The organism is Methyloferula stellata AR4 (genome assembly GCF_000385335.1).
Taxonomy (GTDB): domain Bacteria; phylum Pseudomonadota; class Alphaproteobacteria; order Rhizobiales; family Beijerinckiaceae; genus Methyloferula; species Methyloferula stellata.
In genome coordinates this window covers 1273918-1289677 of the sequence record NZ_ARWA01000001.1, presented here as the reverse complement: position 1 = coordinate 1289677, position 15760 = coordinate 1273918, and the positions used below count along the sequence as shown (strand labels likewise).

Genomic DNA, 15760 nt, shown 5'->3' with positions numbered 1-15760 from the left:
TCTTAGGCTTTGATCGCTATGCATTTAAAAAAGGTAAGAGTTATTGGATTCCAGTCGTTTGCCGATACAGGAGAAATCGAACTACAAGAAGGTATCAACCTTTTCATCGGCCAAAACAATGCAGGGAAAAGTGCGTTTCTCCGAGCGCTCCGGATCGAGCTACCGGATGACCGCCATAGGACTCCACAACGCTTTTTGGATTTTTCTTTGGCCCTGCCGGAGATCGATTTCTGGATCGACCTAACAGGTCTGGAGCTTTTGGAGGCAATTCTTCGAAAGGGCAGTCAAAGCGCCATTCCTGTTAGAGCATCAAATCCGCAAGCGGCGGCAACTGAGCTCCACAATCTCTTTACTTCTGCTCCCTTGACGGTTGAACTCCGTCATCACGCAGGCCACGCGTTCTCCTCGCAAAATTATTCGTCCCTCGGTCCACGCGATCCCACGGTTCCTCCAAGTAATGCCACCGTCGGTCCCAACGGGCGCGGAGGCTACAATATGCTAGGCTATGTGAATAACATCGCAGACGACGTGCCCGTGCTCATTCGAGAAATCTGGGCGCGGAATACGTTTTTCTTTAATGCAGAACGCTACGCGATAGGGAAGGCTCCGCACGCACACGCAACACGCCTTGACCCTTCTGCAGCCAACTTACCGGCAGTCCTGCATACACTTTCTGGAGATCGAGGCGCTTTGTTTCAAAAGCTAGTCGAGCACCTCCGACAAATTTTCCCTACTGTCGGCAACCTGAGTGTGCGGCCTATTCCGAATATTTCGAATACGAACGAGATACGGGTATGGCCGACAAAAGAGATGAGTCACCCTGAACTCAGTTTTCCGCTCAGTGAAAGTGGCACCGGAGTTGCTCAAGCGGTCGCGATACTTACAGCGATTATGACCATCGAAAAGGCAATTATAATTATAGATGAGATAAACAGCTTTCTTCACCCAGCCGCTGTGAAAGCGCTGCTCAGGATCATCCAAGCTCATTACGCGCATCACCAATATATTATTTCGACACATTCACCGGAAGTGATTGCCTTCAGCAACTGCCGTTCAATGCATATGATTAAACGTGACGGTTACGAGTCAACGATCCAACCTATAGACTTAAAGGATGTAGCAGCGTTTCGCGAGGTAGCCGAACATTTAGGCGTCGCCATGGCCGACGTGTTCGCGGCAGATCGAATCATATGGGTTGAAGGCCAAACGGAGGAAATCTGCTTTCCCTATCTCTACAATGCAACAATCGGCGCTCTTCCTCACGGTTTGATCATGACCTCTGTGATAGCCACTGGCGATTTTAATGCGAAGCGGCGGGATCGGGCACTCGTCTATGAAATCTATCAGCGCCTGAGCGCTGCCACTTCGCAATTAGCTGTATCTGTTGCGTTTAGCTTTGACGCCGAAGGTCTCACACCCGAACAGATGGACAAGATGAAGACTGACTCGAATGGGTTGGTTCATTTCCTGCCACGTCGTCATCTGGAGTCTTATCTCATAGACGCCGACGCTATCGCCGCCTTCGTCAATGACCGCCTTAGTGATGGCGTCTTATCAATTACTGCCGATATCGCAGCGGCTACCATCATTGAAGCAGCGAATGGTTCTGATTTCATCATTGATGATTGGAAAAACGATATACTTGATCCAAATTGGCAGCGCCGAGTTGACGCGGCAAAACTCATCAACAGTGTCTGCGAACGTCTTACCGAATGTCGGCTAACTTTCACGAAGAAGCACGATTCGTTATTTCTGTTAAAGCATATCCATGAGAACAAGCCGGAGCGCATAAAAGAGCTGTCGTCTTACGTAGAAGGCCTCGTCCCTGCGAGGTAGGCAACACCTCCGTCCCCAGAGCCGCTGCCCTCCCCTCACCCCAGGCTGACGGTGTAGGTGAACTGCACGCCGATCTCGTTCTTGTTACGCCAGCGCAGTTCGACCTCGACGAGCGTGCATTCGACGTCGTCGTGAAATTTGAAGACGGTCGGCAGGGAGATGTTGGACATCAGCCGCAGCTTCGCGCCGCCGACGGAGCGGTCGCGGACCTGGCAGTCGCAGAGGAAATTATTGCGCATGTCGTAGAGCTGGCCCGTCCGCAAAGACGTGCGGATGCGCCGCGATCGCCGCTTGTCGGCGCCATTGCCCGCCTTCTCGCCGGGGGCAGGCGCTTCCGCCACGGCGGCGCCAGGAGAATCCGTCTTCGCGGTTGGTTTTCCAAATCCGATCATGAGACAGTTCTGTGCGTTTTTAGGTCAGGTGCAGAGCTTATACCTCAACCGCCCTAAAGATTATATTTGCAATGTTTGCACTGCCTCGAAATTGCAAAGCCAAAGTAAATTATTGATAGATTCACTCGAAGAAAAACAATTAAACCCCGCCTTCCAATACGGCAGACGGACGGAAAATCTTGAAGCCGTTGCATGCGGGATGTTTTTCTTAACGCATTGGTACATGCCGAAAATACTGCCGAATAGGTTTTTAACCCTTCGTCATATTTGGAAAAGGTCTGCAACTTTTCGGACGACGGTTTTGACGGGCGCATCGCCTTATCCGAAAAGTCTGCAACTTTTCGGGGCGATGGTTTTGACGGGCGCATCGCCTTATCCGAAAAGTCTGCAACTTTTCGGGGCGATGCTACAGCATGCTCGGCAGCACGCGGTCGGGCGGGCGATGGCCGTCCATGAAAGCCTTCACGTTGATGATGACCTTCTCGCCCATGTCGACGCGCCCTTCGGTCGTGGCTGAGCCCATATGCGGCAGCAGGGTCACCTTGCCGGCCTGAGCGAGCTTGACCAGCTTGGTGGATACTGCCGGCTCATGCTCGAACACGTCGAGTCCGGCGCCGGCGATCTCGCCTGCGTCGAGCATCTTCGTCAGCGTGACTTCGTCAATGACTTCACCCCGCGCGGTATTCACCAGGATCGCATGCGGCCGCAGATATTTGAGCCGCCGCGCCGATAAGAGATGATAGGTCGCGGGCGTATGCGGGCAATTGACCGAAACGATATCCATCCGCGCCAGCATCTGATCGAGCGAGTCCCAATAGGTGGCCTCAAGCTCTTCTTCGACGGTCGCTGAGAGGCGGCGGCGGTTGTGATAATGTATCTGCAGGCCGAAAGCCTTGGCCCGCCGCGCCACCGCCTGGCCGATGCGGCCCATGCCGACAATGCCGAGCCTTTTGCCGGTGATGCGGCGGCCAAGCATCCAGGTCGGCGACCAGCCGCCCCATTCGCCGCCGGGAATGACTTGCGCCCCTTCGACCAGCCTGCGCGCCACGGCGAGGATCAAAGCCATGGTCATGTCGGCCGTGTCTTCGGTCAGCACGCCCGGCGTATTGGTCACCGTCATGCCGCGCTCATAGGCGGCCAGCACGTCGATATTGTCGACGCCATTGCCGAAATTGGCGATGAGCTTCATTTTGTCGCCCGCGGCGGCGATGAGGGCGGCATCGATCCGGTCGGTGACGGTCGGAACCAGGACATCGGCATTTTTCACGGCTTCGATGATTTCCGCGGCACTCATCGGCCGGTCATCTATGTTGAGGCGCGTGTCGAATAATTCGCACATGCGCGTCTCCACCACGTCCGGCAATTTGCGTGTCACCACAACGAGCGGTTTTTTCTTGGCCATGCGGCTTTCCCGTTTAGTGACGTGCCCGGCCTGTCGTGAGGCGTTGCGGCATTTTAGACGCCGCGAATGACGGCATTTTTCACCCGGCCTTAAACAATGCTCGGCGAAGGTCGCAAGACCTCGTCGATCATGCGTCATCCATACCGAGTCTCCAATCAAAGACAAGAAGTGGCCCACATTGCACTGCACAAGTGTTTTGAGGCCGGAAGCCAATGTCGGGACCCTTGAGAAGAATGTTCGTTCGTCCGCCGGAAAGCCCTGGAATGATCGCGCGTCTCATTTGGGGTTTCGCGACGGCTCTCTTGAGCTTTTTTCTGCTGCTGCCCGCCTGGGCCGACCAGCTCGGCTCGGCGAGCGGCCTGCCGGTGCCGCGCTATGTGAGCCTAAAATCCGACCGGGTGAACCTGCACGAGGGGCCCTCGAAGGATCATCGCACGATCTGGGTGTTTCAACGGGCCGGCCTGCCGGTGGAAATCACCGCCGAATCGGAGACTTGGCGCCGGATCCGCGATTCGGAGGGGACGGAAGGCTGGGTGCTGCACTCGCTTCTGTCGGGCCGCCGGACCGGCCTCGTCGCGCCATGGAAGAAAAACGAGGTTTTCCTTCTCTATAGTAAACCAAGTGATAAATCCGACCCAGTCGCCAAGCTGCAGACCAATGTCATCGCCGGCATCAATAAATGCGACGGGAGCTGGTGCCGGATTTCGGGCGAGGGATTCGACGGCTATATTCAGCAATCGAATCTCTGGGGCGTCTACCCGAACGAGAAGATCGAATAGCTTCAGGGCGAGCTTCTTCTCCCTGTGGGAGAGGGGCAGCACCGACCGGATCAGACGTTCCTGAGCCGGACGACCACGTCGACGGCCGCGATCTTCTTGCCGTCCGGCGGCTCTGGCAATTGCAGAAGATCCACCGAGACTTGCGGAATATCGATCAGCATATGGCTGTCTTCGACGAGAAAATGATGATGGTCCGAGACATTCGTGTCGAAATAGGTTTTCGACCCGTCGATGGCGATTTCGCGCAGCAGCCCGACCTCGGTGAACTGGTGCAGGCTGTTATAAATCGTCGCAAGCGAAATCGGGACGCGCGAGGCCTGAGCCTCTTCGAGCAGCTTTTCCGCCGTCAGATGCCGGTCGCCCTTGCCGAACAGGAGCCAGCCGAGCGCCACGCGCTGCGGGGTCGGCCGCATGCCGGCGGCCCGCAATTTGGTCCGCAATTCATGGACGGGGCACCCGGCGAGAACGGTGCCGAGCGCGCTACGCCGTGCGGCCTCGCGCCGGCGCGTCTTGGGAGTGCGTTTCGATTGCGCCATTTAAGCGACCTCTCGGCATGCCTCGAAAGCGACATGTCCATGACAGACAATATATGAAACCTTGTCCAGATGGGCAACCAATCTCGCTGGAGGACTCTCTTGGGCTTCGCTGCAGTGCGGTATCTCCCGCCGCTCCGAGTTCGGGAATTGGGAGAATTGGCATGGCCCGGAAACAACAGCTTCGCCTTCATTTGCGCCATATGGGACACAAGCGGGCCCTCCCCCGCTTTCAGCCTGCCGGTTGCTGTGATAGAAGGCCGCGTTTTCATGCCTCCGACATATTGTGACCGCGGTGGCTGGTTTTGGACAGCAGGCCGTTGGGCGAGCGTGAGATGGCGAAAGAGTCGATTGGCGAGAGCAATATCAGCATGAGCGAACGACGCTCCAGCTTCACCTACGAGGACTTGATCGCGTGCGCGCGCGGCGATCTTTTCGGACCGGGCAATCCGCAATTGCCTCTGCCGCCGCTCCTCATGTTCGACCATATCGCGGATATTTCCGAGTTAGGCGGCGCCAACGGCAAGGGCGTGATCCGGGCCGAGTTCGAGATCAAGCCCGAACTCTGGTTCTTCGGCTGTCACTTCAAGAATGACCCGGTCATGCCGGGTTGCCTTGGCCTCGACGCTTTGTGGCAGCTATTGGGCTTCTACCTCGGCTGGCTCGGCCTGCAGGGCCGCGGCCGGGCGCTGGGCGTCGGCGAAGTCAAATTTTCCGATCAAATCCTGCCGACTGTCAAAAAGATCATTTATGGTGTCGATCTGAAGCGGGTCTTCAAGACCAAATTGGTGCTCGCCATCGCCGACGGCTGGCTCGAAGCCGATGGTACCCGCGTCTATGAGGCAAAAGATCTGAAGGTCGGATTGTTCAAAGCCGCTGTCCCGACCACTTAACAGTCAGGACCGGCCGGCGCCGGACTCCATAGATCTTCGCATCCACAGGTCTTCGGCTGGCGCCAGGATCCTCCAAGGAGAAATGCATGAGACGGGTCGTCGTCACCGGGATGGGTATTGTTTCGGCTATCGGAAACAATACGCAGGAAGTCCTGGCCTCGCTGCGCGAAGCCAAATCCGGCATCGTAAAGGCTGATCGCTATGCCGAACTCGGGTTTCGCTGCCAAGTCCATGGCGCGCCCACGCTCGATCCCGAGCCCATGATCGACCGGCGCGCCATGCGCTTCCATGGCGGCGGCACGGCCTGGAACCATGTTGCAATGGATCAGGCGATTCTCGATGCGGGCCTTACGCCGGAAGAAATCTCGAGCGAGCGAACCGGCATCATCATGGGATCGGGCGGCCCCTCGACGCGCACGCTGGTCGAAGCGGCCGATACGGCCCGCACCAAAGGCCCGAAGAAAATCGGCCCCTTCGCCGTGCCGAAAGCCATGTCGTCGACGCCGTCCGCCACGCTCGGCACCTGGTTCAAGATCAAGGGCGTCAATTATTCGATCACGTCGGCCTGCGCGACCTCCAATCATTGCATCGGCAACGCCTATGAGATGATCAAATATGGCAAGCAGGATCTGATGTTTGCCGGCGGCTGCGAGGAATTGGATTGGACCTTGTCGGTTCTGTTCGACGCCATGGGCGCCATGTCGTCGTCCTATAACGACCGGCCAACCGTCGCCTCCCGCGCCTACGATAAAAACCGCGACGGCTTCATTATTGCCGGCGGCGCCGGCGTCGTCGTCTTGGAGGATCTCGACCACGCCAAGGCGCGCGGCGCCAAGATCTATGGCGAGATCGCAGGCTACGGCGCGACTTCCGACGGGCACGACATGGTGGCGCCGTCCGGCGAAGGCGCCGTGCGCTGCATGAAGATGGCGCTTGAAGATTTGAAAGTCCCGATCGACTACATCAACCCGCATGCGACTTCGACGCCGATCGGCGATCTCAGGGAGATCGAAGCGATCCGCGAGGTTTTCGGCCCCGGCGAGAAATGTCCCCCGATCTCGGCGACCAAATCGCTCACCGGCCATTCGCTCGGCGCGACCGGCGTACAGGAGGCCATCTATTGCCTGCTGATGATGCAGAACGGCTTCATCGCCGAAAGCGCCAATATCGAGGAACTTGACCCGGCCTTCGCCGACATGAACATTTTGCGCGCCCGCCGCGACAATGTGAAGCTCGGCGCGGTTTTGTCGAATTCCTTCGGTTTCGGCGGCACCAATGCGTCCCTCGTCTTCAAACATCTCGATGCCTGAGACAGCGGCACCTTCGACCGGCACAAGATTGATGGAGGGCAAGCGCGGCCTCATCATGGGCGTCGCGAACGATCATTCGATCGCCTGGGGCATAGCGAAGGCTTTGGCCGATCAAGGCGCCGAACTCGCCTTCACCTATCAGGGCGAGGCCATCGCCAAGCGTGTGAAGCCGCTCGCCAAAGGGCTCGGCTCGACTCTGGTGATGCCCTGCGATGTCGAGGATCTCGCATCGCAGGACACGGTCTTCGCGGCGCTCGCCAAAAGCTGGGACCGGCTCGATTTCGTGGTTCATTGCATCGCCTATTCGGACCGCGCCGAACTCAAGGGCCGATACGCCGATACCACGCGGGAGAATTTTACCCGCACCATGGTGATCTCGGCCTTTTCCTTCACGGAGATCGCGAAGCGCGCGGCGCCCTTGATGACGCAAGGCGGCGCGCTTTTGACGCTCACATTCGGCGGCGCCACCCGCGTCATGCCCAATTACAACGTCATGGGGATCGCCAAAGCGGCGCTGGAGGCAAGCGTGCGCTATCTCGCCGCCGATTTCGGCGCCGACGGTATTAGGGTCAATGCGATCTCCGCTGGTCCCGTGCGGACCCTAGCCGGAGCGGGGATTACAGATGCCCGCGCGATGTTCAATTTCCAGAAGACGCATGCGCCGCTCAAAAGCGAAATCAGCATCGCCGATGTCGGCGGCGCCGCGCTTTATCTTCTGTCGGATTTGTCGCGTGCGGTGACAGGCGAAATCCATTATGTGGATGGCGGCTATAATATTATTTCGATGCCGCGCCCCGAAGCCTTGAACGGCAGCAAAGGCGATTCGCAGCAAGACGAGGCGGCGCAGTAACGTCCGCGAGTGATGAGTCCCATGGCTTTCGCCGAACCGCTTGAACTGGGTGCCGATTGGGCAAAGCCCGACGGAAAGGCACCTGATGCCGTCGTCATGCTGCTGCATGGGGGAGGTCAGACGCCCGAAGAGATGGGCTCGCTTGCCATGGGTCTCGGCTGCCCCGATGTGCGCTATATCCTGCCGCGCGCGCCGGACGGCAGCTGGTATCCGAAGAGCTTTCTGGAGCCCTTCGAGGACAACCAGCCGCAGGTCAATGAAGCGATCGCGCATGTCTCGAGCCTGCTCGAAACCATTCGCGGCAAAGGCATAGCGCTCGACCGCATTCTGCTCGGCGGCTTTGCCGAAGGCGCTTGCATCTTGTCCGAGTTTTTGGTGCGCAATCCGAAATCCTATGGCGGGCTCATGATCCTGACCGGCGGTCTCATGGATCATACGGCCATCGGCAAACGCCCCGGCAGCGGGCTTCTCGCCGTGCCGACATATGTCAGCGGCAGCGAGAACGGCGAAGAGGTGCCGGTGCAGCGCATCCGCGATACGATCCGTACTCTGCAGGCGGGAGGCGCCTTGATCCGCTCGCATATTTTCACCGAGCGGCCGTTTCTCATCAGCGACGAAGAAAAAGTCGAGATGCGCAAGCTGATCTTGGAAGCGATCGCAGCGGCGGAGCCGTAAACATGGTGCGCGCTAATTCGCTTCCTTGGCAGGCGGCTCCGCGGGCGGGCTTGCATCATCCGGCTTCGGCGCTTCGGCTTTAGCCTTCGGCTTCGCCGCGGGCTTGTGCTGCGCGACCTTCGGCTTCGGCTTTGGTTTGTCCTGAACCTGCGCCGGTTGCGGCTTCTCCGCTGTCTTCAGCGAAAAATTGATCGGCAGATTGACGGTGGTCTCAATAGCCGCGCCGTCGCTCGTCGCTGGCGTGAATTGCCAATTCCGCACGGCAGCGACTGCCGCTGCGTCGAGGTCCGGGAAGCTGCTGCTCTTCGCCAGTTTGACATCGAGCGGCGCACCCTGCGCCGAGATCTTCACACTCAAAAGAACGACGCCCTCGCGATGCGCCTGGCGCGCCGCTGGCGGATAGACCGGCCAATTTTTCATGGCGGAGGATGGGATGGCGCGCGGCGCCACGAAACTGGGTTTTGCGGCCGTGCCAGCCGGCGGCACGGCGGCCGGTGCCGTCCATGCCTGGGATTGGAGGCCGGCAAGTCCAAAGGCCGCCACGATGACACGTCCCGTTTGACTCAAAAAGCGCATGCATGCCCCCGACGTCATTTTAACTTCTGTTTATAAACGCTCTATATTTGTGATGTTTTAGATTTATTACAATATAGTTGCGCAACCTTCGCTCATCCAAAGAGTCATTGCTATAAGACTTAAATATAGTCAATTCCTATTTTGTACTTGGCCCGTGCATATGACGCGATCGCGCCTCCAACATCTTCCAAAGGCACGCAAGCCATTTGGTCGAGACTGGAAAACACCCGATATGACCTGGAAAATGTCCCAGCCACCGTCTTAAGAGACGGTTTTGGTTAGACCTTGCTCCACCAGAAATAACGGCGAAGCGTGTAGTGGAAATATTTGAGCTGGGCGTCCTGGACGCTTTTCGCCGAACCCGGATGTTCCGGCCCATACATCACATAATTATCGACCGGCAGGCGCTTGGCTTCCTCCGACATGAAACGCGAGCGCAGGAGATCGGCGGAAATGCCCACATCAAGCGCTTCCGCGAACATAGTCGCGTCATTGTCGAAATTCGCATTCGCCAGCATCTCCCGCAATTGCGGGGGCAGCCGATCGTAGCAATCGAACTGGCGTTTGAGCCTGGCGCTCATGCCTCAAGCCTTCATCTTCGTCCTTGATACCCGCCAAGCAAATTCAAAACCATCGCGGCGCGGATCTGGCTTGCCGCGCCTTTTATGGGTCATTTTTGCAAGAAAGCCAGACACAGCGCGTCCGGCTGCGAGCCCGCAAGGCCCTGATCGTCGCAGTCGCGGCAGTAAAGCACGCTCGCACTGGCATGCCAAACTCGCCGCTTGACCTTGTCAAAACATTGGCTTTTCTACACGGAGTTCGCCTCTGTCAGAGGCCTTTCATGGAAATATGCATGCGTCTCTTCGTCATTCGCATGCGTTGTTCCAAGATTTAAAAGCGACCAGCAGATAGGCTTGCGCGATCAGCGAAGCCTTGATCGGGATTTCATCCGTCGAATTGAAAGCTGCTTAGCCTATGCTCCAAGCCAAACTCGTGACGCCTGCCTCTGAACGTAACGAAGCGGAAGCCGCGGTTTTCCGCACAGAAGTGCGCCGCCTCGGCCGCCTCTTGGGCGATGTCATCCGTGAGCAAGAGGGCGAGGATCTATTTTCCCGAATCGAAGCGATCCGCAGAGGATCGGTCGCGACTTTCCGCGAACATAAGGTCGATGCCGGCGTCGATACGATGCTCGATAAGCTCGCGCCCAAAGAGGTCGTGAAATTCGTCACGGCCTTCACCTATTTTCTGCATCTTGTCACCATCGCCGAAGACCGCCATCTCATCCGTTCGTTGCGCAATACCGCGGACGCCCATTCGGACGGATTGCAGGAAGCCATCCGCACGCTGGCCGAGAATGGCGTCAAGCGCGATTCCGTCATCGCGCTTTTCGAACAAGGCCTGATCTCGCCGGTGCTGACGGCGCATCCGACGGAAGTCCGCCGCCGCTGCATCATCGAGCGGGAAACGGCCGTCGCCGCGCTCGCGGCGCAGATCGAAACGGCTCTGCCGCAAGAGATCGATGCGCTCGAAGATCGATTGCGCGCCGAAATCACCGGCCTGTGGCAAACGCGCCTGCTGCGCCCGAAGCGCATCGCGGTCCAGGACGAAATCCTCAACATCATCGCCACTTTCGCGCGGACATTTCTGCCGGTCATGCCGCAGCTCTACCGGGCCTGGGAAAAACTGCTGCAAGTCGACCGCCTGCCGGCCGTCCTGCGGCTCGGCTCCTGGATCGGTGGCGATCGCGACGGCCATCCGCTGGTGACGGCGGAGGTTTTGGTCTTCGCCTTCGATCAGCAATCGCAATTCATTCTCGATCATTATCTGCATGAGCTGCACCGTCTCGGCGGTGAGCTCTCGACCTGCGTCACGCTGGTTCCGGTGACACCCGAACTTCAGGCTCTGGCCGATGCCTCCGGCGATTGCTCCGACCATCGCCGCGACGAACCCTATCGCCGCGCACTGACCTATATTTATGCGCGGCTCGCGGCGACACGGCTTCGTCTCGTCGGTAAGCCGCCGGCACGCCTGCCGCGCGTCACCGCGCCCGCCTATGTCGATGTCGCGGATCTCCTCGCCGATCTCAACACCGTGGACGCCTCGCTGCGCGCCGATCGCGGCGCACGTCTCGCCGACGGACGGCTCGGCATGTTGATCCGCGCCGCGACCTGTTTCGGCTTCCATCTCTTCACGGTCGATCTGCGTCAGAATGCCGAAGTGCACGAGCGCGTCGTCGCCGAACTTCTCGCCAAAGGTGGCGTACATCACGATTATCTCGCACTCGACGAGACCGCCCGCTGCGCCCTGCTCTGCGAAGAACTTTCGCATCAAAGGCTTCTGCATTCGCGTTTCCTGACCTATGGCGCCGAGACGACGTCGGAACTCGCCATCGTGCGCGAGGCTGCGAAGATTCACCAAAAGCTCGGCGCCGCCGCCATCGCCAATTACGTGATTTCGAAGGCGAGCGATGCCTCCGACATTCTCGAAGTCTTCGTGCTTTTGAAGGAAGTCGGGCTCTTTACCGGCGGCCTCGAGCCCCATTCCGCTCTGATGGTCTCGCCGCTTTTCGAGTCGATCGACGATCTGCGTCATGCCGATCGCATCATGTCGGATTTCCTCGCTCTGCCGCTCGCAGGCTCGATCGTAAGGGCGCAGGGCTATGTGCAGGAAGTGATGCTCGGCTATTCCGACAGCAACAAGGACGGCGGCTATCTGACCTCCGTCTGGGAATTGCGGCAGGCAACCGAACGTCTGATCGCGCTTTACGCCAGCAAGGGAATCAAGCCGCAGCTCTTCCATGGCCGCGGCGGCGCCGTCGGGCGCGGCGGCGGTTCGAACATCGACGCTATTTTGGGCCAGCCCAATCATTCGGTCGAAGGCCGTATCCGCGTGACCGAGCAAGGCGAAGTCATCGAAAGTAAATATGGGACGCCGGAGCTCTGCCAGCATAATCTCGATACGCTCATGGCCGCCACGGTGCAGGCGACCCTTCTGCCGCGCACGGACTCGCAACGGTTCAACGCATTGTTCGAGGCGCTGAGCCGGCGCGCCAACGCCGCCTATCGCGGGCTCGTCTACGAGACGCCGAATTTCCTCACCTATTTCCGGCAAGCGACGCCGATCCTCGAAATCGCCAATCTGCATATCGGCTCGCGGCCGCCGTCGCGTTCGGCGAGCGCGGTCTCGAGCATCGAAGCCTTGCGGGCCATTCCCTGGGTGTTTTCCTGGGCGCAGTCGCGCGTGATGCTGCCGGCCTGGTACGGCTTCGGTACCGCCGTCGAAGATCATATGCGCGAACATCCGGAAGATCGTCCGCTGCTGCGCGACATGTATCAAAAGCTGCGCTTTGCCCGCACCACCGTCGCCAATCTCGAAATGGTTCTGGTGAAATCAGACATGGATATCGGCGAAAGATATGCCGAACTGGTCGAAGATCTGGAACTCCGCCAGACGGTCTTCGGGCGCATCAAGGACGAATGGCAGCGCACGCATGATTGGGTACTGGAATCGACCGGCGCGACGGAGCTTCTTGCAAGCGACCCGATGCTTCTCGACTCGATCCACGGCCGTCTGCCTTATATCGAGCCCCTGAACTATCTGCAGATCGCCTTGATCAAGCGCTTCCGCTCCGGCGACACTCTGCCGGAAGTGCAGCAAGGCATTCATTTGACGATCAACGGCATCGCGGCGGGCTTGCGGAATAGCGGCTAAATCATCAGCAAGGGGGCAAATCTTCTCCCCCGCACGAGAGAGGGTTAGGCTGGGATGCGGGTTCAATAAGCTGATGTGATTTCATGCTCAAAGATTGAGCGCGCTTCCTTCTCCCCGTGGGAGAAGGTGGCCGGCAGAGCCGGCCGGATGAGGGGTTACAGCCTATTTCGGATGAGACCGTAACCCCTCACCCGGCTGCTTCGCAGCCACCCTCTCCCTCTGGGAGAGGGTGCACCCAACCCGCTTTTATGAGTTCATAACCTAAGCCGCCATTTCATCGTGCGGCAGGATGGCGTCGAGCGCGATCAGACTGATCATGCGACCTTCCGTGGCTATGATGCCGCTGACAAAATCCTTGGCAGCCTGCGAGGCGACGTCCGGCGTCGGCTGAATGATGTCCTGGCTGATCGTCAGAATCTCCGAGACTCCTTCCACGAGCAGGCCGATCGTCTGATCGCGGATCTGCACGACCAGAATCGCGTGGCGGGTCGTCGGCTCCGTCGGCTTGAGGCCAAGTCGCGCCGCGAAATCGATGATCGGCAGCACGGTGCCGCGCAGGTTGATCACGCCGCACACGAAGCCCGGCGCATGCGCGACCGGCGTCGCCGGCGCCCACACGCGGATTTCGCGCACCACCATAACGTCGATGCAGAACTCCTGGGTGCCAACCAGGAAGGTGACCATTTCGCGGGTCGCCGCGCCGTCTGTCTTGCCAAAATCTGACATGTTAGTTGACCTGTTGTTCTGGCTCCGCCACGCGAGCCGCACCTCATCCGAGATCATTTGCCGCCCGGCTGGTCTCAGAACTCCTCCCAGCTCGCGTCCTCGCTCACCGGCGCGCCGTTCACCACGGCCTTAAGCATGCCATGCGCGGGCTTTGACTGAAGCTTGCGCGCGCCACTGGCTCCGGCCGGCGCTTTAGCGGCTGGCCGCATCGCGTGCGACACGGCTCTTTGCGGCTCGCGGCGCATGGGTTTCACGTCTTTTCGGCCAATCTTGAACTGGCCGATCAGATTGGACAATTGCTCGGTTTCCAAAGACAGCGAATGGCTGGCCGCCGTCGATTCCTCGACCATCGCCGCATTCTGCTGCGTCACCTGGTCCATCTGATTGATCGCGGTGTTGACCTCGGCAAGCCCGATCGCCTGCTCCTTGGCGCCGGCTGCGATTTCTCCGACGACTTCGTTGATCTCGGCCACCTGAGTCATGATCCGCTCGAGCGATTTGCCGGTTTCGGCGACGAGCTTCACGCCATGATCCACCTGCGTGGTCGATGCCGAAATCAGACCTTTGATCTCTTTGGCCGCTTCCGCCGAACGCTGGGCAAGCGCGCGCACTTCAGATGCGACGACGGCGAAACCTCTGCCCGCATCGCCAGCCCGCGCGGCCTCGACGCCGGCATTCAGCGCGAGCAGATTGGTCTGGAACGCAATCTCGTCGATGACGCCGATGATCTGGCTGATCTGCTGCGAGGATTTGGCGATCGCATCCATCGCGTCGACCGCTTGCCGCACGACCAAGGCGCTTTTTTTGGCATCCTCGTCGGCAGAGGCGACGACCTGCCGCGCATGGCTTGTCCCGTCGGCCGATTTCTTCACGGTCGCGGTGATTTCATCGAGCGCGGCCGCGGTTTCCTCGAGGCTCGCCGCCTGCTGTTCGGTGCGGCGCGACAGATCGTCGGAGGCCGTCGATATTTCGAACGTGCCCGACTGGATCGTGTCGGTACTGTCGGCGATCCGCATCAGAGTCGATTGCAGCTTCTCGAGCGAGCGATTGAAATCGATGCGGAGCGGCTCGAAAGCCGGAATGAATGCCGTGTCGAGGCGGCGTTCGAGATTGTTGTCGGCGAGCTGCGCCAGCCCGCCCGCGATCTCGTTCACGGCCCGCACGCGATCGGTCACGTCGGTCGCGAATTTGACGACCTTGGTCACCTTCTTGTTCAGATCGAAGATCGGATTGTAGGAGGCCTGAATCCAGACTTCTCTGCCGCCTTTGCCGATGCGCTTGAACTCGGCGGCGACATATTCGCCGCTGTTCAGCTTCCTCCAGAACTCCTGGTAATCGGCCGATTGGGCATAGGACGGCTCGACGAACATGCGATGATGCTGGCCCTTGATCTCGTCGAGATGGTAGCCGATGACGCTGAGAAAATTCTCATTCGCGGTAATGACCTCGCCGCGCGGCGTGAATTCGATGATGCCTTGCACGCGCGAGATCGCGCTGAGCTTGCCTTCGAATTCGGCGTTCTTGAGTTTCTCCTCGGTGATGACCGTCGCCGCCTTGACCACCTTGATGACGGTGCCCTTGTCATCTTTCACGGGATTGTAAGAGGCCTGAATCCAAACCTCGCGGCCGCCCTTGCCGATGCGTTTATATTCGCGCGCATCGAACTCGCCGCGGCCGAGCTTCGCCCAGAAGGCTTTATAATCCGGACTGTGCACGTAATCCGGGTCGACAAACATGCTGTGATGCTGCCCCTTGATCTCGGACAGGCTGTAGCCGAGCGCGTTGCAGAAATTCTCGTTCGCCGTGAGAATTTTCCCAGTCGGATCGAACTCGATGATGGCAAGCGACCGGCCGAGAGCCTGAAGGACCCTGTTCGAGTCTGATACGGAACCGATATTAAAACCGAACATGATCATTCCCCCGAAAGCCTGATTTCCGTAGCGTCGCTCAAATAACGATATTGAATTGACGCAAATTCATGCATTACGATGCATAATATAGCTGCTTTTTTACTGACCATATTGGTCGTTTCATTTGTTAAATTTGAATGTAAGAAAGTTAATAGAAAGCTTCACAG

General features: G+C 58.7%; 14 protein-coding genes. 7 read left to right on the top strand and 7 right to left on the bottom strand.

Annotation, left to right across the window (positions count from 1 at the left end):
* The first annotated feature begins 18 nt into the window (after positions 1-18).
* Complete coding sequence (locus A3OQ_RS0106360) at positions 19-1836, top strand: ATP-dependent nuclease (protein ID WP_020174533.1); 1818 nt, start codon at positions 19-21, stop codon at positions 1834-1836.
* 35 nt (positions 1837-1871) lie between these two features.
* Here A3OQ_RS0106360 and A3OQ_RS21485 read toward each other — a convergent pair whose 3' ends face one another.
* Entirely contained in the window at positions 1872-2228 is a 357-nt protein-coding gene (locus tag A3OQ_RS21485; protein ID WP_020174532.1) for a PilZ domain-containing protein, read from the bottom strand.
* Between the two features lie 406 nt (positions 2229-2634).
* Positions 2635-3630 (bottom strand): 2-hydroxyacid dehydrogenase, encoded by a 996-nt coding sequence (locus tag A3OQ_RS0106350; protein ID WP_020174531.1) that lies wholly within the window; start codon positions 3628-3630, stop codon positions 2635-2637.
* A 263-nt stretch (positions 3631-3893) separates the two neighbouring features.
* Between A3OQ_RS0106350 and A3OQ_RS0106345 the strand changes: the two genes are divergently transcribed.
* The gene (locus A3OQ_RS0106345; protein ID WP_020174530.1) at positions 3894-4409 is read left to right on the top strand and encodes an SH3 domain-containing protein; all 516 of its coding nucleotides are present in this window, start codon (positions 3894-3896) and stop codon (positions 4407-4409) included.
* Positions 4410-4459: 50 nt separating this feature from the next.
* Here A3OQ_RS0106345 and irrA read toward each other — a convergent pair whose 3' ends face one another.
* Positions 4460-4945, bottom strand: a complete 486-nt coding sequence (gene irrA / locus A3OQ_RS0106340; protein WP_020174529.1) for an iron response transcriptional regulator IrrA — start codon at positions 4943-4945, stop codon at positions 4460-4462.
* A gap of 332 nt (positions 4946-5277) precedes the next feature.
* Between irrA and fabA the strand changes: the two genes are divergently transcribed.
* From fabA to A3OQ_RS0106320, 4 genes are all read left to right on the top strand, one after another.
* Positions 5278-5835 carry a bifunctional 3-hydroxydecanoyl-ACP dehydratase/trans-2-decenoyl-ACP isomerase gene (gene fabA / locus A3OQ_RS0106335; protein ID WP_020174528.1) on the top strand — a complete coding sequence of 186 codons (558 nt, stop codon included), beginning with the start codon at positions 5278-5280 and terminating at the stop codon, positions 5833-5835.
* 86 nt (positions 5836-5921) lie between these two features.
* Positions 5922-7145, top strand: coding sequence for a beta-ketoacyl-ACP synthase I (fabB, locus tag A3OQ_RS0106330; RefSeq protein ID WP_026595556.1), 1224 nt, complete (start codon positions 5922-5924; stop codon positions 7143-7145).
* Entirely contained in the window at positions 7138-7995 is an 858-nt protein-coding gene (gene fabI, locus A3OQ_RS0106325; RefSeq protein WP_020174526.1) for an enoyl-ACP reductase FabI, read from the top strand. The genes fabB and fabI overlap by 8 nt, the downstream gene beginning before the upstream one ends.
* Before the next feature lie 21 nt (positions 7996-8016).
* The gene (locus tag A3OQ_RS0106320; protein ID WP_020174525.1) at positions 8017-8670 is read left to right on the top strand and encodes an alpha/beta hydrolase; all 654 of its coding nucleotides are present in this window, start codon (positions 8017-8019) and stop codon (positions 8668-8670) included.
* A gap of 12 nt (positions 8671-8682) precedes the next feature.
* Here the strand turns inward: A3OQ_RS0106320 and A3OQ_RS23405 are convergent, their stop codons facing one another.
* The gene (locus A3OQ_RS23405; RefSeq protein WP_020174524.1) at positions 8683-9246 is read right to left on the bottom strand and encodes an energy transducer TonB; all 564 of its coding nucleotides are present in this window, start codon (positions 9244-9246) and stop codon (positions 8683-8685) included.
* Positions 9247-9524: 278 nt separating this feature from the next.
* Positions 9525-9827, bottom strand: coding sequence for a hypothetical protein (locus A3OQ_RS0106310; protein WP_020174523.1), 303 nt, complete (start codon positions 9825-9827; stop codon positions 9525-9527).
* Positions 9828-10221: 394 nt separating this feature from the next.
* On the opposite strand from A3OQ_RS0106310, the gene ppc reads away from it, so the two are divergent.
* Positions 10222-12957, top strand: coding sequence for a phosphoenolpyruvate carboxylase (gene ppc / locus A3OQ_RS0106300; protein ID WP_020174522.1), 2736 nt, complete (start codon positions 10222-10224; stop codon positions 12955-12957).
* 261 nt (positions 12958-13218) lie between these two features.
* On the opposite strand, the gene A3OQ_RS0106295 is transcribed toward ppc, so the two are convergent.
* Positions 13219-13683 (bottom strand): chemotaxis protein CheW, encoded by a 465-nt coding sequence (locus tag A3OQ_RS0106295; protein WP_020174521.1) that lies wholly within the window; start codon positions 13681-13683, stop codon positions 13219-13221.
* A gap of 74 nt (positions 13684-13757) precedes the next feature.
* Positions 13758-15593 (bottom strand): methyl-accepting chemotaxis protein, encoded by a 1836-nt coding sequence (locus A3OQ_RS0106290; RefSeq protein WP_083931659.1) that lies wholly within the window; start codon positions 15591-15593, stop codon positions 13758-13760.
* Positions 15594-15760 lie beyond the last annotated feature (167 nt).